Annotated in this window: 19 protein-coding genes; 10 read left to right on the top strand and 9 right to left on the bottom strand. The window is 68.8% G+C overall.

Going from position 1 to position 18,096, the window contains the following annotated elements; translation table 11 throughout:
- Positions 1 to 92 precede the first annotated feature (92 nt).
- The 3 genes from WU80_RS15310 to WU80_RS15300 form a co-directional block, all read right to left on the bottom strand.
- A complete protein-coding gene (locus WU80_RS15310; RefSeq protein WP_055399512.1) occupies positions 93 to 1,076 on the bottom strand; it encodes a pirin family protein in 984 nt (327 codons plus the stop codon).
- A gap of 28 nt (positions 1,077 to 1,104) precedes the next feature.
- A complete protein-coding gene (locus WU80_RS15305) occupies positions 1,105 to 2,487 on the bottom strand; it encodes an acyl-CoA dehydrogenase family protein (protein WP_055399514.1) in 1,383 nt (460 codons plus the stop codon).
- A 90-nt stretch (positions 2,488 to 2,577) separates the two neighbouring features.
- Entirely contained in the window at positions 2,578 to 2,994 is a 417-nt protein-coding gene (locus WU80_RS15300) for a WhiB family transcriptional regulator (RefSeq protein ID WP_055399516.1), read from the bottom strand.
- 144 nt (positions 2,995 to 3,138) lie between these two features.
- Between WU80_RS15300 and WU80_RS15295 the strand changes: the two genes are divergently transcribed.
- The 6 genes from WU80_RS15295 to WU80_RS15270 all read left to right on the top strand — a co-directional run bounded on the left by WU80_RS15295 (position 3,139) and on the right by WU80_RS15270 (position 7,263).
- Positions 3,139 to 3,900, top strand: coding sequence for a helix-turn-helix domain-containing protein (locus tag WU80_RS15295; protein ID WP_055399518.1), 762 nt, complete (start codon positions 3,139 to 3,141; stop codon positions 3,898 to 3,900).
- Positions 3,897 to 4,706, top strand: coding sequence for a C40 family peptidase (locus tag WU80_RS15290; RefSeq protein ID WP_055399520.1), 810 nt, complete (start codon positions 3,897 to 3,899; stop codon positions 4,704 to 4,706). Before WU80_RS15295 ends, WU80_RS15290 begins: the two co-directional genes overlap by 4 nt.
- 16 nt (positions 4,707 to 4,722) lie before the next feature.
- A complete protein-coding gene (locus tag WU80_RS15285; RefSeq protein ID WP_055399647.1) occupies positions 4,723 to 5,085 on the top strand; it encodes a DUF4226 domain-containing protein in 363 nt (120 codons plus the stop codon).
- Positions 5,086 to 5,231: 146 nt separating this feature from the next.
- On the top strand, positions 5,232 to 6,587 hold the full coding sequence (locus WU80_RS15280; protein WP_055399522.1) for a DUF4226 domain-containing protein: 1,356 nt from the start codon (positions 5,232 to 5,234) through the stop codon (positions 6,585 to 6,587).
- A gap of 50 nt (positions 6,588 to 6,637) precedes the next feature.
- Positions 6,638 to 6,955: an ESX-1 secretion-associated protein gene (locus WU80_RS15275; protein ID WP_055399524.1), complete on the top strand. Its 318-nt coding sequence runs from the start codon at positions 6,638 to 6,640 to the stop codon at positions 6,953 to 6,955.
- Positions 6,952 to 7,263: a DUF2694 family protein gene (locus WU80_RS15270; RefSeq protein ID WP_055399526.1), complete on the top strand. Its 312-nt coding sequence runs from the start codon at positions 6,952 to 6,954 to the stop codon at positions 7,261 to 7,263. Before WU80_RS15275 ends, WU80_RS15270 begins: the two co-directional genes overlap by 4 nt.
- Positions 7,264 to 7,277: 14 nt before the next feature.
- Here the strand turns inward: WU80_RS15270 and WU80_RS26120 are convergent, their stop codons facing one another.
- Positions 7,278 to 7,421, bottom strand: coding sequence for a hypothetical protein (locus WU80_RS26120; RefSeq protein ID WP_167374087.1), 144 nt, complete (start codon positions 7,419 to 7,421; stop codon positions 7,278 to 7,280).
- Positions 7,422 to 7,503: 82 nt separating this feature from the next.
- On the opposite strand from WU80_RS26120, the gene WU80_RS15265 reads away from it, so the two are divergent.
- Together WU80_RS15265 and WU80_RS15260 are read left to right on the top strand one after the other, a co-directional pair.
- The gene (locus tag WU80_RS15265; RefSeq protein ID WP_055399528.1) at positions 7,504 to 9,330 is read left to right on the top strand and encodes a DUF5632 domain-containing protein; all 1,827 of its coding nucleotides are present in this window, start codon (positions 7,504 to 7,506) and stop codon (positions 9,328 to 9,330) included.
- A gap of 57 nt (positions 9,331 to 9,387) precedes the next feature.
- Positions 9,388 to 9,711, top strand: a complete 324-nt coding sequence (locus WU80_RS15260) for a DUF2710 family protein (protein WP_197281056.1) — start codon at positions 9,388 to 9,390, stop codon at positions 9,709 to 9,711.
- Positions 9,712 to 9,888: 177 nt separating this feature from the next.
- Here the strand turns inward: WU80_RS15260 and WU80_RS15255 are convergent, their stop codons facing one another.
- Complete coding sequence (locus WU80_RS15255) at positions 9,889 to 10,662, bottom strand: TIGR03084 family metal-binding protein (RefSeq protein ID WP_055399651.1); 774 nt, start codon at positions 10,660 to 10,662, stop codon at positions 9,889 to 9,891.
- Positions 10,662 to 11,981, bottom strand: coding sequence for an MFS transporter (locus WU80_RS15250; protein ID WP_055399653.1), 1,320 nt, complete (start codon positions 11,979 to 11,981; stop codon positions 10,662 to 10,664). Before WU80_RS15250 ends, WU80_RS15255 begins: the two co-directional genes overlap by 1 nt.
- Positions 11,982 to 12,122: 141 nt before the next feature.
- Between WU80_RS15250 and WU80_RS15245 the strand changes: the two genes are divergently transcribed.
- The gene (locus tag WU80_RS15245; RefSeq protein WP_055399530.1) at positions 12,123 to 12,728 is read left to right on the top strand and encodes a YqgE/AlgH family protein; all 606 of its coding nucleotides are present in this window, start codon (positions 12,123 to 12,125) and stop codon (positions 12,726 to 12,728) included.
- 27 nt (positions 12,729 to 12,755) lie between these two features.
- Here the strand turns inward: WU80_RS15245 and WU80_RS15240 are convergent, their stop codons facing one another.
- Entirely contained in the window at positions 12,756 to 13,097 is a 342-nt protein-coding gene (locus tag WU80_RS15240) for a hypothetical protein (RefSeq protein WP_055399532.1), read from the bottom strand.
- 64 nt (positions 13,098 to 13,161) lie between these two features.
- Positions 13,162 to 14,313, bottom strand: a complete 1,152-nt coding sequence (locus tag WU80_RS15235) for an LpqN/LpqT family lipoprotein (RefSeq protein ID WP_055399655.1) — start codon at positions 14,311 to 14,313, stop codon at positions 13,162 to 13,164.
- Positions 14,314 to 14,496: 183 nt separating this feature from the next.
- Here WU80_RS15235 and leuS point away from each other — a divergent pair, with 183 nt between their 5' ends.
- A complete protein-coding gene (leuS, locus tag WU80_RS15230; protein ID WP_055399657.1) occupies positions 14,497 to 17,409 on the top strand; it encodes a leucine--tRNA ligase in 2,913 nt (970 codons plus the stop codon).
- Between the two features lie 11 nt (positions 17,410 to 17,420).
- Here leuS and WU80_RS15225 read toward each other — a convergent pair whose 3' ends face one another.
- Positions 17,421 to 18,092, bottom strand: a complete 672-nt coding sequence (locus WU80_RS15225) for an SDR family oxidoreductase (RefSeq protein WP_055399534.1) — start codon at positions 18,090 to 18,092, stop codon at positions 17,421 to 17,423.
- Positions 18,093 to 18,096: the final 4 nt, after the last annotated feature.

Here is an 18,096-nt window from a genome sequence, read left to right as displayed (position 1 = left end):
AGATGTGTATAAGAGACAGGCCAACCTGCTTGCCCTCCACGGCGATCGTGTACCGACCCTCCTCGAGTTTGACGGTCGCTTCTGCCCCGGTCTTATCGGTGGCCATCTGTACCTTCCTTTCCTTGCGGTGCGGGTCGAGGCCGCAGCCGAGTCGTCGGCAACGGCGGGGCGGGCAATCGGCTCAGCGAACCCCGATAGCCCTGGACGGCGCCGAAGCGCTCGTCGCCGTCCTCCCAGAGTTGGCGGTAACGCGCGATGTCGTCGTGGCTTCGCCCGACGAAGTTCCACCACATCACCAGCTCCTCGGTGAACGGCGGGCCGCCGAGCAGCAGAACACGCGCAGGCCCGTCGCCGTCGTTCGACAGCTGCAGCGCGGAGCGACCAGGGTTCAGGTACGCGAGGGAAGCAACCGTCAGGGCGGTCTCGTCGACCCGGACGGCGCCCAGGTCGCACAGCACGCCATGCTCGAAAGCCGGGTCGATGTCGACGTCGACGCGAGACCCGGCGTCGAGGTCGATCTGGGCACCCAGCAGCGGGGTGAAGGCATGCACCGGCGACGAGCTGCCGGCCAGATCACCGAGGAATACGCGAACGGTGGCGCCCGGAAGGGATACGGGCTTCGGAACGTAGTGATCGAAGCCGCGGCCGGTGTCGCGATCGGAATCGGGCAGCGCGACCCACAGCTGGACACCGTGCAGGTCAGTCGGCGACGGGACCGATACCTCGGAGTGGCAAATGCCGGCGCCGGCGGTCATGAGGTTCAGCTCGCCGGGCCGCACCGCGGCGCGCACGCCGCCGCTGTCGTTGTGCTCCACTTCCCCACTGAACAACCAACTCACCGTTTGTAGTCCGGTGTGCGGATGCGGCGGGACATCCATGCGCGCCGATGTCGGCCCGTAGTGGTCGATGAAGCACCACGCCCCGATCAACGAGCGCTGACGTTGCGGAAGCGTGCGCTGCACCCGCATCGCCCTGGGCCCGCCCAAGGGAACCTCGCGGGGGCACAGCACCTCCACGCCCGCGCCGGGTGAAGCAGCGCAAGCGACTTCGACCGGCGCCGGCTCAAGGTTGCTCATCGTTCTCCCCGACCGTACCCAGACCCGGTTACTTGCGGGGCGGACGGAGCACCTTCATCGCGAGCCGCATGACGGGCTCGGGCACCCGGTCCTGCATCGACAGGGCGGTGTCGGCGGCGCGGGAGCGCAGCGGGGTGCCGCGACCGAAGACCCGGTTCAACGGCCCGCCGGACGGTTCGAGCACCACGTGCAGTGGCGGCGTGCCGACGGCCGCCCCTAGGGCGTAGGCGATCACCATCCGCTGGATCTCGCTGGTGCCCTCGAAGATGGTGTACAGCTTGGCATCCCGATACCACTTCTCCACCGGATGATCGGTGATGTAGCCCCAGCCGCCCATGGTTTGGATGGCGCGTTCGGTGGCCTTGACGGCAACCTCGCTGGCCGCCATCTTCGACATCGAGCCTTCCCCGCGCTCGAACGGAATGTTGTTGGCGGCCATCCACGACGCCCGCCAGGTCAGCAGCCGCGCCGCGTCGATCTGGGTGGCCAGCTCCGCCAGCGGGAAGGCGATGCCCTGGTTGTCGATGATCGGCGCGCCGAAGGCCTCCCGCTCGGTGGCGTACGCCGTCGCGTACTCCAACGCGGCGCGCGCGATCCCGATGGCCTGCGCGGCGACCATCGGCCGGGTCTGTTCGAACGTCCCTAATGTCGCGGAGCCGGAACGCTTCCCGCCGGCCACCACTTCGCGAGCTTTGGCGAGTTTGTGCTCCAATTTCTCTTCTCCGCCAAGCAGATTGGCGCCCGGGACGCGGACGCCCTCGAATAGCAACTCGGCGGTGTGGGACGCGCGGCAGCCCAGCTTGTCCAGCTTGCGCACCAGCTTCAGCCCCGGCGTGCCACCGGGCACCACGAACAGCGCCTGACCGCGATGGCCAAGCTCCTCGTCGACGACCGCATTGACCACGTGCACGTTGGCGATCCCGCCGTTGCCGATCCACATCTTGTGGCCGTCGATGATCCAGTCGTCACCGTCGCGACGCGCGGTGGTGCGCAGATTCCGCACGTCGCTGCCGCCCTCGGGTTCGGAGATCGCCAGCGCCGCAAGCTTGAGATCGCCTGGGGTTCCGAAACATTCGGGCGCCCACTCCAACATCTGCTCAGGAGACGCGGCCTGACCGATCGCCGAAAGCGCCAGGGCCGGCATCACGATCGCCAACCCGATCCCGGCACAGCCCCAGAACAGCTCCTCCATGAACATCGGCAAGGACAGTCCGGTCGGATCGCCGATCAGGTCGCGGTAGAACAAGGGACTGTAGAAGCCGCGCTGGGCCGCCTCCTCCAACACCGGCCACGGAAACTCTTGCCGCTGGTCGTAGTGCAGCGCCACGGGGCGAATCACTTCTTCGGCGAACTCATGGGCCCGCCGGGCGAGGTCGTGTTGCGCCGCCGTCGGGGTCAGGTCGAACGTCATGGATCCCGCCTTTGGGTCGACAGACACGGTCGTGCCGAAGCTCTACCCCGTTGGCTGGGTCAGCAAACTGCCCCTAAGCGGGTCGGGATGTCAGGCGGCCGAGCGGGGCCCGACCTGGGCGAGCGGCAGGTGCAGCACCACCGCGGCCACGGCAACGGCCTCGTGTTCGTGGTTGGCGAGCAGGGCGGCATTCTCCGGGAGCTGGCGGGAGTTGATTTCGCCGGATGCGATGCGGCGCAGCACCTCGTGGGCCTGGGCCAGTTGTTCCCGCTTGCGGTACTGCCCACCGGGCAGTTTGACCCCGGCCCAGACGCCATACTCCTCGCGGTGCGCGATGGCGTGCTGGGCGCACCGGCGCTGCTGGGCCAGCGGGCAGCGGCGCAGGCACTGGATGCGCGCCTCGACGGCCGACCGCTCATACGCACGGGCCTTCGCCGCACCGTCGCCGCGGTCGTCGTCGGGGTAGCCGAACCAAAGTTCTGGGTTGGCAGCGCACGGGTGTCCCATGTCGGTCTCCTTGTCGAACGTGAAACGTAGACAGAAGCGTATACAGAAGGATGGGTTGAGCGCAAGAGAAACGTGACAGAAACGTATATCACCAGCGATACGGGATGGGCTGTGTAGTATCCGGCCTTATGGCCGGAGCGTGCGATGAGCCGTGAATCGGCCGGCGCGGCGATCCGCGCCCTGCGGGAGTCGCGCGACTGGTCGTTGGCCGACCTCGCCGCCGCGACCGGCGTCAGCATCATGGGGCTGAGCTTTCTGGAACGCGGTGCCCGCAAGCCCCATAAAAGCACAGTTCAGAAGGTTGAGAACGGCCTGGGTCTGCCGCCGGGCACCTATTCGCGGCTGTTGGTGGCGGCCGATCCCGACGCGGAACTGGCCCGGCTGATGGCCGCGCAACCGCCCCCGGCCGCCCCCGCCCGGCGCACCGGGCCGGTGGTTGTGGACCGTCACAGCGACACCGAAGTGCTGGAAGGTTACGCCGAGGCTCAGCTCGAAGCCCTCAAATCCGTCATCGATCGGTTGCCGGCGACAACATCAAACGAATATGAGACGTATATTCTGTCTGTGATCGCTCAGTGCGTGAAGGCAGAGATGCTGGCCGCCGGCTCCTGGCGGGTGGCGGTGAACGCCGGGTCGGACTCCACGGACCGGCTCATGGAGCACCTCCAAGCCCTGGAGGCGACGCGCACAGCGCTGTTGAAACGGATGCCGACCAGCCTGAGCGCGCGGTTCGACCGGGCTTGCGGGCAATCGTCATTGCCGGAGACCATCATCGCCGCGCTCGTCGGCGTCGACGTCGAAGAGATCTGGGACATCCGCAACCGGGGGGTCATCCCGCCGGGAGCGCTCCCCCGCGTGCGTGCCTTCACCGATGCAGTGGAGGCCGGAAACGTGGTGGCCCAATGAGCTACAGCGAAGTCGAGGTGCTGAGCCGTGCGCATGAGATGTTCGCCGGCAGCGCCCGGCAACCGTCTCTGGATGCGGGCACCGGGCACTACCGCAACTTGTTGCGGACGGCGCACGGGCAGACCGACGGCTTCACACATCGCGGCTATCGGCTGGCCGCGGACCACAGCAGGCAACGGCTCGCGGCGGCCGCCGCCACGGACGCCGCCGCGGCGGGCGTCATCGCCGGCGCCGACCGGGACCGGGACCAGGCCCGCGAACTGACCGGACGCGTCGTCGACGAAGCCCTTGCCGATGCCACCGTCTCCCCGACGACGCCGATGGCCCAACGCGAGGCCTTGCGCCGCCGCGCCGCACGACTGCGGGCGCAACGCGCGCACGTCGTGGCGGCCCGGTTGCGCGCACGACGGCGCGCGGCGCAACTGCGGGCGCTGCGCTATCAGCTCTTGCACCAGGGCGCCGGCGGCAACCAACGCGCCGCCATCGCGGTGCGGGCGGCATTGTCACGCCTGGGCCGCCCCTATGTCTGGGGTGCGACGGGCCCCGACCAGTTCGACTGTTCGGGATTGGTGCAATGGAGCTACGCGCAGGCGGGAATCCACTTGGACCGCACCACTTATCAGCAGATCAACGACGGAATCCCGGTCCCCCGTTCGCAGGTCCGTCCTGGTGATCTCGTCTTCCCGCACGCCGGACACGTGCAGCTGGCCATCGGCAACGGCCTGGTAATCGAAGCGCCCTATTCGGGTGCTTCGGTCCGGATCAGCCGGCTGGGCCCCAACGTTGCGATTCGCCGACCGCTATGACGAACAGGGTGAGCAGATGACGGAACCAGCCGGACCTTCACTAGCCGCCATGCAGGCACGGCAGTCGGCGCTGGCCGGCCAGCACGGCACCGCCGCCGACGCCGACCGGGTATTGGCCGACGTGCTCACCAGCGCTCACGCCGCAATGCGCGAGGGCGCCAGGAGGCTGGACGCTATCGCCGAACAGATCGACCACGCCACCGTGCACCAGGCCAACCTCGCCATCGATACGCCCATGGGCGCGCGGGAGTTTCAGAGGTTTCTGCTGGCCAAACAACGCGAGATCACCGCGGTCGTCGACGGTGCACGCGAGCTCAGCCGAGCGAAAAGGGCTGTGCTGGAAGGGCTTCGGGACCAATACGTTACCGACACCGGCTAGGCAAGGTGCGGTCGCGATGTCATCCACAAACCCCCGGCTCAGTGAATTGTCCGCGCGACGGGCTCTGGGTACTGTCGCCGGGCATGGAGGGGCCGCAGCGTATCCCGCAAGGAATTGCGGTATCAGCAGCGCCGGCTGTCTAGCTGATGTCGGCGCACGAGGAGCTACTGGCCGCGGTGAAAGATGCCCGGGATCGCACCGGTGACCCGAACGCTTGGCAGGCGGCCCTGTCGCCCGGTGAGCTGGCCGCCGTGATCACCCCGACCACGCGTCCCGAACAGCTCCAGGCGATAGCGGGCAAGATTCGCCAACAATATGCGGCTGCGCCCGGGCGCGAGCAGGGCGAGGCGGCGGAAGCCATCGCGCGCGCCGAAGCCACGCTCGCACACCAGAATTCGGCGAGTTCGCAGCTGGACCTGCAAGTCATCACCGCGATTTTGAACGCCCACCTCAACGCCGTCGAGGGTAGCCAAGCGCTGGCCCAGTTGCAGCACGACACCGAAGCCGCGGTCCGGACGAGGTCGGACCTGGACACGCCGGCCGGCGCGCGCGATTTCCAGCGCTTCCTGATCGGCAAGCTCCGCGACATCCGTGCGGTGGTCCTCAACGCCAGCCTGGACGACACGTCTAAGTCGGCGCTGATGGCCGCGTGGACATCGCTCTACGACGCATCCAAGAGTCAGTCGAGCGGTCCCGACGAACAGCGGCCGGCCCAGCCCACGGGTGCTTCCGCGGACGAGCCGGCGGACGACCCGGAATGGGATCCGCTGTTGGATTCGTTGCTGGCCGACGATCCGGGTGTGGCGAGCGATGAGATCCCCTCGGTGGGCGTGCCGGACGCCGCGACCGCCCCGGTGGCGCCGATGGCTTCCGCGCTGCCGCCGATGCCCAGCTTCGCACCGGGCTTGCCGAGTCTTGGCGGAGCCCCGAGCGGACTGCCCCTGGCCGGCCTGCAGGGCGACACAACGGATCCCGCGCTGCAAGGCCTGGACGACAAAGAACTCGAGGACGTCGCGAGCCACCCGGATCCGAAGACGGACGCGTCGTCCGATGAACCTGGCGATGAACAGGATGCGGCGGCGGTCGATCCCGACGCGCCACCGGCCGGCCCCACCACGGTGACTTTGCCCGACGGTGAAACGGTGACGGCCGCCAGTCCCCAGCTGGCAGCGGCGATCAAAGCCGCCGTCGGCGGAGCGGCGATACCAGATGCGTTCCAGCAGCAGGGAATAACGATCCCGCCACCCGGCACCGCGGTGACCAACCCGGTCGACGCGGCGCATGTGAGTCCGGCCGACATCGGGATGTTCATCGACCGGCATGCGCTGGCTCTTGGTCCCGGCAAGGCCCTTCTCGACGGCCAAATTCAAGACATCGCCACCGTGAGCGGGCCAACCTTTCTAGGCTGGGAGCATCCGCCGGCGGCGGCCGCAGCCGTGACCGCGCCGGCGAAGCCCGACACACCGACACCCACGCGGCCGGCGAGTTCGTCGACCACCTGACAATAGTGATCTCGCCGGTTCGGCCGGCGGCCGTGAACAGGAGATAGCGGATGGCAGATTCGATCCATGTGGTGCCGGCGCACTTGCGTCAAGCCGCTGCGCGGCACCAGGAAACCTCCGATTACTTGCGCACGGTCCCGGCGTCGCACGAGGCGATCCAGGAAAGCCTGGACTCCCTGGGACCGATCTTCGGTGAACTTCGCGACGCCGGCCGGGAACTGCTCGAGCTCCGACGCCTGTGTTACGAGCAACAGGCCGCCGACCACGCCGACCTGGCGGACAAACTGGCGGCGTCGGCGACGATGTGGGAGCAGCACGAGCAGGATGCTGCCCGCAACCTCGGCGGCATCGCTGACCGCGGTCGATGACGGACGCTAATCCCGCTTTTGACACCGTTCACCCGAGTGGGCACATCCTTGTCCGCTCCTGCCGCGGCGGGTACATGCACAGCGTCGCGCTGAGCGAAGAGGCGATGGAGACCGACGCCGAGACGCTGGCCCGCGGCATCTTGCTCACCGCGGATGTGTCGTGCCTCAAGGCGTTGCTGGAGATTCGCGACGAAATCGTGGCGGCCGGGCACACCCCGTCAGCCGAGGTTCCGAGTCCGCGAGACCTCGACGTGGCGATCGAGAAGCTCCTGGCGCATAAACTGCGCCGTCGCAACAAGGCGATCTGACCGGCCGCGACGTCCTACAGCAACCAGGTTTTGGCCGCTTCGGGATCCGGGGCGATATCGGTGGGCGGCTCTACGGGATTGGGGCCGAACAACTCTCGTGCGCGGGCGAGCAGGGCCCGCACTTCGTCGAGTTGCTGCTGCAACGCAGATTCAGCCATATCCACACGCTACCCAGGCCGTTACAGCTGCACAATTCACTGACCGAATAACCCGTTCATCAGATGCCGGTACGCTTAGCCGGTGGCGATCTTCGGTCGGATGACGGCGCGCCAGCGCCTCCGGAGAGCTACCCGGGAATCACTGGCGATGCCGGCTTTCAGCTCTCCCATCGATTGCACCCCGTGGGTGATCGGTGGCCTTTGGCCTGCCGAGCTATCGACGATTACCGCCGAAAACGCCACGGTTGCAGACTATCTCAAGACCGACCTGCAGCGGATCGTCGACGGCGCAAACGAGCAGCTGAAGATGATCAAGCGCGCCGGATTGGCTGACCTGCCGCGGCAGGCGGAAGAGGCCCGAGTGATCGACGAGGCGCGTGCCCGCGCCGTGCGGCGAGTCGAATCGACCATCCGCCAGCTGCACGCGGTTCCAGCAGGGGCGACCGCCGGGTATGCGCGCCCACAGTTCGCCGAGCCGCCGGCACCGGATATGGACCGGACCCAAGTCATTCCCGCGGTTACGGAGGCGGGGCCGCCCGACGCGAGCCGGCGTCGTCCTCGTTGGCGGGTCGTCGAGAAACCGGCACCCGTCGCGCCGGAAGGCGGCGCCGACGAGCCCGAGGCCGTGCCCCAGGACGCGGCTCCCGAGTACCCCGACATGGAGGAGACGCAGGTCATCCCGAGTGTCACGGAGGTCGAGCGCGCCGGCGAAACCCCGAGCGAGAGCGCAACTGAACCGGCCGGGGAGTCCGTCGCCAACGGTCGTCGCCACATCTTCGAGCAGCAAGACGACGCCGAAAGTGCTCCGGAGCCACCGACCGCGGACGCCACCGCGCTGGAGGAGACGCAGGTCATCCCCGCGATCACGGATGTCGAGCCCGCGGTCGATGAGGCCGAACCCGCCGCGATCGCCGAGGAGGACACTCCCGCGGGCGCGATGGAGGAGACGCAGGTCATCCCCGTGATAACCGACGTCGAGTCCGTGGTCGACGAGCCGGCTTGGGAGCCCATCGCGAACGGTCGAAATCACGCCGAACCCGATGAGCCGGCCACTGGCCAGGATGAGGCCCAACCTCCGGAACCGGTCGCCGATGTCGCCGCCGCGGCCGCGCTGGACGAGACGCAGGTCATCCCCGCGATAACCGACGTCGAGCCCGTCGTCGACGAGCCCGCCGACAGCGGTCGCCACCACGCCGTCGTCGACGAGCCGGCCGGCCAGGACGAGCCGGCGCCCCACGAGCCCCTCCCCCGCCCTGCCCCGCAAAAGGCTGCGCCCGCAACGGGTTTCGACATCAACCGGCTGAATCGCCTGCTCGAGTTCGTGGTCCGCCAGGAGCCGCGGTTGAATTGGGCGGTCGGCGAGCGCGCCGACGGCACGACGGTCTTGGTCACCGACCTCGCCCACGGCTGGATACCTGCGGGCATCAACCTCCCGGCGGGCGTGCGGTTGTTGGAACCCGGGCGACGCACGGGCAGGGTCGCCGCGCTGCTCGGTGACGCGGTGCACGTCGTCACCTATGCTCCCGGCGATTCGCTACGCCGCTCGGCCGACTTCACCGCGACGAAATCCTCGTTGGAACCGCGTGAGCTGCCCGCCATCCCGGACCTGGCCAGAGTGCTGAGCCAGACCACACGTCGGTTCGAGGGCCTCCCCCGGATCGTGCAACGGCTCGCGGACACGGCCGCCGCGGACGCCGTTGTGATCGACCAGGAGGTCGACGTCCTGCGGGTGCACCTTGATACGGCGCGCTATCAGCTCCTGGTTCAGTCCCCGTCCGTGAATCCGGCCCTGCTGCTCAAGTGTCTGTTGATGGCCGCCACCGAAGGCATCGCGAGCGCAGACCCGGTGTCGGCGAACTATCACCTCGCCTGGTATCAGAAACTCGCCACCGAACCGACGGGCGCATAGCGCGGCCGGACGGCGCGCGATTATGAATTGACGCTGGTTGGAGGGGGCGAGGATACTGTGACCGTGTCGGATTCGGGCGGTCGCGCGAATCTCAGCGATAAGGATCTCGTCGAATCAGTTCTTCGTGAACTCAGCGAGGCGGCCGACAAGTGGGAAGCCCTCGTCGCCCAGGCCGAGGCCGTCACCTACAGCGTCGATCTCGGTGACGTTCATGCGGTGGCGAATGCCGACGGGCGGTTGCTCAAGCTGACCCTGCACCCGGGTGTGATGACCGCGTACGCCCACGGCGAACTCGCCGACCGGCTGAACCTCGCGATCTCGGCGCTGCGCGAAGAGGCCGAGGCCGAGAACCGCGCGACTTACGGCGGCCCGCTGCACTAACCGCGCACGCGCGCTCATCGCCCGGCGCTCAGGTCAAATGGCGCCGGCTCTCTTCGCGCACGCGCGCTCATCGCCCGGCGCTCAGGTCAAATGGCGCCGGCTCTCTTCGCGCGCAAGCGCGCTCATCGCCCGGCGCTCAGGTCAAATGGCGCCGGCTCTCTTCGCGCGCACGCGCGCTCATCGCCCGGCGCCCGGCGGACCCGCGAAGGCCTGCGCGATCTCCAACCAGCGCTGCGCGTCGGGCCCCTGTGCGGTGATGTCCAGGCCGCTCAGCGGGCGGCGTTGGGTGACCAAGTAGCAAAAGTCCTCGGCGGAGCCGCTCACCCGCTGCGCCGCGTCGGGCGATCCCCAGCTCCAGGTGTCACCGCCCGGTGCGCGCAGTTCGACCAGGAACGGCTCGGCCGGCGGGGCGAGATTGTTGACGACGAACGCGTAGTCGCGGGTGCGCACACCGAGGTGTGCGATCGACCGCAGCCGATCGGTGGCCGCTCGTTTGACCCCCAGCGCATCGGCGACGTCCAGGCCGTGCGCCCAGGTCTCCATCAGCCGCGCGGTCGCCATCGACGCCGCGCTCATCGGGGGTCCGAACCACGGAAGTTTGCGCCCGGCGGGGACCGCCAGCAGCTGCTCGTGCAACCGGCCGCGGGTGGCCCGCCAGTCGGCGAGCAGTTCGGCCGGCGCCAAGGCCGCCACTTCTTCGGCGCCCGCGTCGACGAAGCCCGTCGGGTCGGCGGCAGCGGCCTCGAGGGTTTCGGCGAACGCCGCTTCGTCGGTGACGGAGGTCAGCGCGACCCGATCGGTCCACAGCAGGTGCCCGATCTGGTGGGCGATCGTCCAGCCCGGCGCTGGAGTGGGCTCGGACCAGCGGTCGGCGGGCAGCGGCGCAACCAGGTCGTCCAGCTCGTCGCTTTCGGCTCGTAGGTCAGCCACGATGGGCTCGGGACCCGCCATCATTGCCTCCGATCGTCGGTTGTCTCCGCCGGGTGGGAATTATCCGCTCGTTCGCCGCGACGGCCGAGGACGCCGTGCATGACCAGGCCGACCAGGTAAATCCCCGAGCCGACCAGCACAAAAGCGGGTGCACGCCCGTCGTCGGGAATCAGCGCCGCAGCCACCGTGATCGAAACGATGAACGCGACCCAGAACAGCGCGTCCTGCACGGCGAACACGTGCCCGCGAAGGGCGTCATCGACGTCCATCTGCATCGCCGAGTCGGCGCACAGCTTGACCATTTGCCCGGTCACCCCGAGAAGGAAACCGCATGCCACCATGATCGGCAGTAGCAATCCCGCGCCGGCGACCTCGATGATCGCCGACGTCGCGAGGGCACCGTTGACCGTGGCGTAGCGCCCCCAGCGGCGGACCGCGGGTGGAGTCAACACGTTGGACAGGAACGCGCCCAGGCCGGCGGCGCCGAAGAACACCAGCGCCGTCCCCAATCCCCCGGCCTCGGGGTTCGTGAGGTGGTGAACCAGCAAAAGGACGAGCAGCGAATTGATGCCGATCACCATGCGGTGGGCGGCCAGGCCAGACAGGGTGGCGGCAACCGTCGGCCGCTGCGCCACCGTCCGCGCGCCGTGCAACCAGCCGGTGATCACGGCGTAGAAGACCGGTCCGTGGATGGCCCTCTTGGTGTCGTCGGGGCCCAGCACGCGCGAGCCGAACCGCAACGACAGCAGCAGGGCGGTCGCGATGGGGACACCGGTGAGAAAGATGATCGCTGAGGCGCCCTTGTCCCCCGCGCCGAACACGAACCGGGGCACGAGCATGAAGTTGGCGCCGATGAAGGCGGCGATGGCTCCCGACGCGTTGGCCAGGGCGTTCATCGTGACGACCTGTTCGCGCGGCACGACGTGCGGCAACGAGGCCGCGAGCCCGGACCCGACGAAGCGGGCCAAACCGTTGGCGAACAGCGCGCCCAACAACAGCGGCAGGTCGCCCGCCCTGACCGCCAGGATCGTGCCGATCGCGGCGATCAGGATGAGCCGGCCGGCGTTGGCGCCGACGATCACCAGCCGCCGGTCCCACCTGTCCATCAGCGCGCCGGCGAACGGACCCAACAGCGAGTAGGGCAGGAACAGCACAGTGAACGCCCGCGCGATGGCCATCGGATCGGCGGCCCGGTCGGGGTTGAACAGCAACGCCCCGGCCAGGCCCGCTTGGAACAACCCATCCCCGAACTGGCTCGCCATGCGCACCTGCAGCAGTCGCGAGAAGTCTGGCAAACCGCGCACCGACCGCCATATTTCGACGGGTGCGCTTGAGTGCATCCGGGATTGGATCACCAAACCGACTTCCACAATTGGGGCTAGCAAGCTCGCCGCGGTCCGAGCCGCCTAACAACAGTACAAATATTTGCGGCCCGCGCTCGATTCCGCCGGGCGGCCCGCGCCGGATGCGATGATGGTTGGGTGCCGCCGCCCGAGGATCCAGAGGACTATGTCGCGCCGGCCGCACAGCGGGTGCGCGCGGGTACGTTGCTGCTTGCCAACACCGATCTTTTCGAACCGACGTTTCGGCGCAGCGTCATCTACATCGTCGAGCACAACGACGGTGGCACGTTGGGGGTCGTCCTCAACCGCGCCAGCGAGACCGCGGTGTACAACGTGCTGCCGCAGTGGACCAAACTCGCGGCCAAGCCGAAGACGATGTTCATCGGCGGCCCGGTGAAGCGTGATGCGGCGCTCTGCCTGGCCGCGTTGCGGGTCGGCGCCGATCCCCAGGGCGTTCCGGGATTACGGCATGTCGACGGCCGGGTGGTCATGGTCGACCTGGATGCCGACCCCGACTCGATCGCGCCGCTGGTGGAGGGCGTGCGGATCTTCGCGGGTTACTCCGGCTGGACCATCGGCCAACTCGAAGGCGAAATCGAGCGCGACGACTGGATTGTCTTGTCGGGCTTGCCATCTGACGTCCTCGTCGGGGCGAGGTCCGACCTGTGGGGCCAGGTGCTGCGCCGCCAGCCGCTGCCGCTGTCGCTACTGGCGACCCATCCGATCGACCTCAGCCGCAACTGACGCCCCCCACGCCGGGGCCTTACTTTCTCAGTGGCAGGACTGCGTGCAGCCGGCGCAGGTTCCCGCGCACGCCGGGGCCGCGGCCTCCTGCTGCAGCGCGAAGCGCGCGCTCTGCCATGACCCGGCGGCCAGCGTTCCGAAGGCGCCGACGACACAGACGATCAACACCACGAGCGCGGTGTGCGGGGAGGCCGCCAGGGCCACCACACCACCGGCGGCCAGCATGATCGCGGCCGCCAGCTGCGCCGGAGCCATGGACCGCAGCGCCATTGCGGTGGGGTCGACATTCTGGGTGCGCGCCAGCGACCAGGTTCCGAACCCGGCGGAGGCCACCGCCGCACACATGCACAGGACGCCCGCAATCAGCATGGCCTCACAATACGAGCCCGGGCACCCGTCCGCTCAGTGGGCTCCAGCGGAGCCGCCGCAGCGCCTAGTGCTGCAGAAACGAGAAATTGGGGAGTGGGGGTAGGCCCGGCACCAGGGTCAACAGGTTCGGCGTGGGCTGCCGGCTGGGCATGGGCGCCGCGGGCAAGCCGACCGGCGCCGTCGCCGAGGTCTGCCGAAGCGGAGCCACGGCCGGGGCTTGCGGGACCGGGGCCGCGGCAGGCACCTGGGCGACCGGTGCGGCCGCCGGCACCTGGGCGACCGGTGTGGCCGCCGGCACCTGGGGGACCGGAGCCGCGGCAGGGACCTGGGCGACCGGCGCCGGCGCCGGGGCGAGGCCGACCGGCGACGCCCCGGGGCTCTGGACCGGCGCCGGAACCGGGGCTCCCGGAACCGTCACGCGGAAGCCGTTGATGATCGCGTCGGTGGCGGGCGCGTCGGCGACGGCCACCGCACGATCGGTGGTCACCGCGAGCGACACCAGGTACTTCTCCTCCCCCGAGGTGGCGATGACGTGCCGCCGCGAGGTGTTCAGCGTCATGTCACCGTCGCGGTACGTACCTTCTACGACCGACGACGGAAAGCCACCGAAATCGGCCATCGAGGCGTTGGTCGGCTGCCACGCCAGGAGCTTCTGGCTGTCGACGTAGCCGTGGCTGATGGCCTCCCGGGGATCGAACGCGCCGACCAGTTTGTACACCACCACCTGCGCATTCGAGGTGTAGATGCTGCTGCCTTGCCGGTCGGCGATCACCGCGAACGCGTCGGGCACGTTGGGGTCGGGCACCTGGGTCCAACGGGCCGGCACCGGCAAGGTGATGTCGAGCGCCTTGAGGCCTTCGGGTTTTTGCGCCTCGAGCTTGACGCCCTTGGACTGCAGATAGTCCCGGATGGTTCCGGAGGTGGCGGGCGCGGGGGTCACCGGCGCGGTGGGCCCGGCCGCGGCGGGTGCGGGCGCACCGGGGGTGGTCGGCGCCGCGACGGGGTTCGAGGCCGGCGGGGCGGCGACGAACCTGTTGACGGGCGCCTGCCCAGGGACGGCGGTGACGCTCTGCGGCGCCGGTACGGCGGGGGCGGGGGCTGGTGCGGGGAGCACCGGGTCCGCCGATGCCTGGGCGCCCGTGACAACCGCCATGCCGAGCAGGCCGGCGACGAGACCCCCGAGGAGCGCACGGTGGGCGCGGACGTTCTCAATCATCTCCGTCGGTCCTTCCAATGGCGCACTGCCAGCAGCCGTCGATAGTGGCTGACTGTAACTAGAGGTCAAGGCGGTGAATAGGCTCGAAATACACCTGGGATGAAGCTCTGATCGGTGCGCAACGGAACCGAGATCATCCTGTGGCCCGCCGGGCTGGCCGGGGGACCCTTATACCCTGTTCAGGTGACCGAACCCCCGACCACCGCCGCGGATGCCAACTTCGGTGCCGTTCAGACGGACGCCGACGCCCCGACGTATCGCTACACCGCGGCGCTGGCGGGGCGCATCGAAAGCGCCTGGCAGGAGAACTGGGCAAAGCTCGGCACGTTCAACGTGCCCAACCCGGTCGGTTCGTTGGCCCCCACGGACGGCACCCCGATTCCCGCCGACAAGTTGTTCGTGCAGGACATGTTTCCGTATCCGTCGGGCGAGGGCCTGCACGTCGGCCACCCGCTGGGCTACATCGCCACCGACGTGTACGCCCGCTACTTCCGGATGACCGGGCATAACGTCCTGCACGCGTTGGGTTTCGACGCCTTCGGGCTGCCCGCCGAGCAGTACGCCGTGCAGACCGGCACCCACCCGCGGACCCGGACCGAGGCCAACGTCGTCAACTTCAAGCGTCAGCTGGGCCGGCTGGGGCTCGGCCACGACAGCCGGCGCAGCTTTTCGACCACCGACGTCGAGTTCTACAAGTGGACGCAGTGGATCTTCCTGCAGATCTACAACGCCTGGTTCGACACCGCGGCCCGCAAGGCCCGACCCATCGCGGAGCTGATCGCGGAATTCGACTCTGGCGCACGGCGCCTCGAAGACGGCCGGGAGTGGGCCACCCTGTCGGCGGGGGAGCGGGCCGACGTCATCGACGGCCACCGACTCGTCTACCGCGCGGACTCGATGGTGAACTGGTGCCCCGGACTGGGCACGGTGCTGGCCAACGAAGAGGTCACCGCCGACGGGCGCAGCGACCGCGGCAACTTCCCAGTGTTCCGGAAACGATTGCGGCAGTGGATGATGCGGATCACCGCCTACGCCGACCGGCTGCTCGACGACCTGGAACTGCTGGACTGGCCGGAACCGGTCAAAACCATGCAGCGCAACTGGATTGGCCGCTCGACCGGCACCAGGGCGCTGTTCTCGGCGACCAACACCGACGGCCAGACCGTCGACATCGAAGTGTTCACCACCCGGCCGGACACCATGTTCGGGGCGACCTATTTGGTGCTGGCCCCCGAGCACGAACTGGTCGACGGGCTGATCGCGGCCGATTGGCCCGACGGGACGGACGCGCGGTGGACCTACGGCGCCGCCACGCCGGGGGAGGCTGTCGCGGGCTACCGACAGGCGATCGCGGCGAAGTCGGATCTGGAGCGTCAGGAAAACCGCGAGAAGACGGGCGTCTTCCTGGGCAGCTATGCGACCAACCCCGCCAACGGCAAGCCGGTGCCGATCTTCATCGCCGACTACGTGTTGGCCGGGTACGGCACCGGCGCGATCATGGCGGTGCCGGGCCACGACCAGCGCGACTGGGACTTCGCCCACGAGTTGGGCCTGCCGATCGTGGAAGTCATTGCCGGCGGCGACATTTCGGAGGCCGCGTACCCGGGCGACGGTGTACTGGTCAATTCCGGTTACCTGGACGGGATGGACGTGCCGACAGCCAAGCAGGCCATCACGGCGCGCCTGGAGGCGGAGGGCCGCGGCTGGGCCCGGATCGAGTTCAAGCTGCGGGACTGGCTGTTCGCCCGCCAGCGCTACTGGGGTGAGCCGTTCCCGATCGTCTACGACGCCGACGGACGCCCGCACGCGCTCGACGAGGCCGCCCTGCCCGTCGAGTTGCCGGACGTGCCCGACTATTCGCCGGTGCTGTTCGACCCCGACGACGCCGACACCGAGCCGTCGCCGCCCCTGGCGAAGGCGACCGACTGGGTGCACGTCGAACTGGACCTGGGCGACGGCTTGCAGCCCTACACCCGCGACACCAATGTGATGCCGCAGTGGGCCGGCAGCTCCTGGTACGAACTGCGGTACACCGACCCGCACAACTCGGAACGGTTGTGCGCCAAGGAGAACGAAGCGTACTGGATGGGCCCGCGGCCCGCCGAGCACGGCCCGCAGGATCCCGGCGGCGTCGACCTGTACGTCGGCGGCGCCGAACACGCGGTGCTGCACCTGTTGTACGCGCGGTTCTGGCACAAGGTCCTCTACGACCTGGGCCACGTCACCTCCCGGGAGCCGTACCGCCGCTTGGTCAACCAGGGTTACATCCAGGCCTTCGCCTACACCGACTCGCGCGGCTCCTACGTCCCCGCCGAGGAGGTCATCGAGCGCGGCGGCCGGTTCTTCTATCCGGGCCCCGGCGGGGAGGTCGAGGTTTTTCAGGAATTCGGGAAAATCGGTAAGAGCCTGAAGAATTCGATCTCGCCGGACGAGATTTGCGACGAGTACGGCGCGGACACGCTACGCGTCTACGAAATGTCGATGGGCCCGCTGGAGGCCTCCCGGCCGTGGGCCACCAAGGACGTCGTCGGGGCGCACCGCTTCTTGCAACGGGTGTGGCGGCTGGTGATCGACGAGCAGACCGGACAGACGCGGGTGCTCGATGCGGCCGGCGGAAACGAGCTGGACGCCAACACCCTGCGAGCGCTGCACCGCACCATCGCCGGTGTCTCGGAAGACTATGCGGCACTGCGGAATAACACTGCGGCGGCCAAGCTGATCGAGTACACCAACCACCTCACCAAGGAGCATCGCGACGCGGTGCCGCGGGCGGCGGTCGAGCCGCTGGTGCTGATGCTGGCGCCCCTGGCACCGCACATGGCCGAGGAGCTATGGCTGCGGCTGGGCCATACCACGTCCCTGGCGCATGGTCCCTTCCCGCAAGCCGATCCGGCTTACCTGGTAGACGAGAGCGTCGAATACCCGGTGCAGGTGAACGGCAAGGTGCGCGGGCGGGTGGTGGTGGCCGCCGACGCCGACCAGGACACCCTGAAGGCCGCGGCCTTATCGGACGAGAAGGTGCAGGCCTTCCTGGCCGGCGCCAACCCGCGCAAGGTGATCGTGGTCCCGGGCCGCCTGGTCAACCTGGTCGTCTAGCCGCCGACCGGTCAACGGCCAGTGGGCCGCAGCACCACCTCGTGGACGTGGCCGTCGGCGGGCGTGGCCACCACATTGGCGACTGTGGCCGCGACGGTTTCGGGTTTGAGGAACTTGGCGGGGTCGTAGGTGCCGCCCTCGAACGCGACGAGTTCGCGCTGCATCTCGCTGTCGGTGCGACCGGGGTACACGGTCGTCACCCGCAGCTGTGGCTCGTCGGCGCGCAGCGAATCGGCGAAGGCGCGCAGCGCGAACTTGCTGGCCGAATAGGAGGCCATGCCGGGCGAGACGTTGCGGCCGGCGCCGGAGTTGATGAAGACCACCTGGCCGCGGGCCTGTCGCAGCGCGGGTAGCAGTGCGAGCGTAAGTTCCACCGGCCCAAGCACATTCACGGCAAAAGTGGCGCGCCACTGGTCGACGTCGGTGTCGGCGACATGGCCGGGGATGGACACCCCGGCGTTGTGCACCAGCACATCGAGTTCGTCGACGATCTCGCAGGCGGCCTCGATGTCAGCGGAGTCGGTCAGGTCCAGCGGGAACGTCGTCGAGCCGAGCCGCTCCGCGACGGCATCGAGCCGGTCGGAGGGCCGGCCGGCCAGCAGCAGGGTGTGGGTGGGGGCCAGCGCCGTGGCGATCGCGGAACCGATACCGCCGCCGGCGCCGGTGATGAGTGCAGTGGGCATGCCA

It is taken from the genome of Mycobacterium sp. UM_11 (assembly GCF_001414075.1).
In the GTDB taxonomy this organism is placed as follows: domain Bacteria; phylum Actinomycetota; class Actinomycetes; order Mycobacteriales; family Mycobacteriaceae; genus Mycobacterium.
Note: the sequence above shows the minus strand (reverse complement) of the source record. Positions and strands in the feature narration are given on the sequence as shown.

Bases quoted from the DNA above. Each gene is read 5' to 3' on its own strand.
- WU80_RS15310 (WP_055399512.1), bottom strand. From the start codon at position 1,076: ATGAGCAACCTTGAGCCGGCGCCGGTCGAAGTCGCTTGCGCTGCTTCA.
- WU80_RS15305 (WP_055399514.1), bottom strand. From the start codon at position 2,487: ATGACGTTCGACCTGACCCCGACGGCGGCGCAACACGACCTCGCCCGG.
- WU80_RS15300 (WP_055399516.1), bottom strand. From the start codon at position 2,994: ATGGGACACCCGTGCGCTGCCAACCCAGAACTTTGGTTCGGCTACCCC.
- WU80_RS15295 (WP_055399518.1), top strand. From the start codon at position 3,139: ATGAGCCGTGAATCGGCCGGCGCGGCGATCCGCGCCCTGCGGGAGTCG.
- WU80_RS15290 (WP_055399520.1), top strand. From the start codon at position 3,897: ATGAGCTACAGCGAAGTCGAGGTGCTGAGCCGTGCGCATGAGATGTTC.
- WU80_RS15285 (WP_055399647.1), top strand. From the start codon at position 4,723: ATGACGGAACCAGCCGGACCTTCACTAGCCGCCATGCAGGCACGGCAG.
- WU80_RS15280 (WP_055399522.1), top strand. From the start codon at position 5,232: ATGTCGGCGCACGAGGAGCTACTGGCCGCGGTGAAAGATGCCCGGGAT.
- WU80_RS15275 (WP_055399524.1), top strand. From the start codon at position 6,638: ATGGCAGATTCGATCCATGTGGTGCCGGCGCACTTGCGTCAAGCCGCT.
- WU80_RS15270 (WP_055399526.1), top strand. From the start codon at position 6,952: ATGACGGACGCTAATCCCGCTTTTGACACCGTTCACCCGAGTGGGCAC.
- WU80_RS26120 (WP_167374087.1), bottom strand. From the start codon at position 7,421: ATGGCTGAATCTGCGTTGCAGCAGCAACTCGACGAAGTGCGGGCCCTG.
- WU80_RS15255 (WP_055399651.1), bottom strand. From the start codon at position 10,662: ATGGCGGGTCCCGAGCCCATCGTGGCTGACCTACGAGCCGAAAGCGAC.
- WU80_RS15250 (WP_055399653.1), bottom strand. From the start codon at position 11,981: ATGCACTCAAGCGCACCCGTCGAAATATGGCGGTCGGTGCGCGGTTTG.
- WU80_RS15240 (WP_055399532.1), bottom strand. From the start codon at position 13,097: ATGCTGATTGCGGGCGTCCTGTGCATGTGTGCGGCGGTGGCCTCCGCC.
- WU80_RS15235 (WP_055399655.1), bottom strand. From the start codon at position 14,313: ATGATTGAGAACGTCCGCGCCCACCGTGCGCTCCTCGGGGGTCTCGTC.
- WU80_RS15225 (WP_055399534.1), bottom strand. From the start codon at position 18,092: ATGCCCACTGCACTCATCACCGGCGCCGGCGGCGGTATCGGTTCCGCG.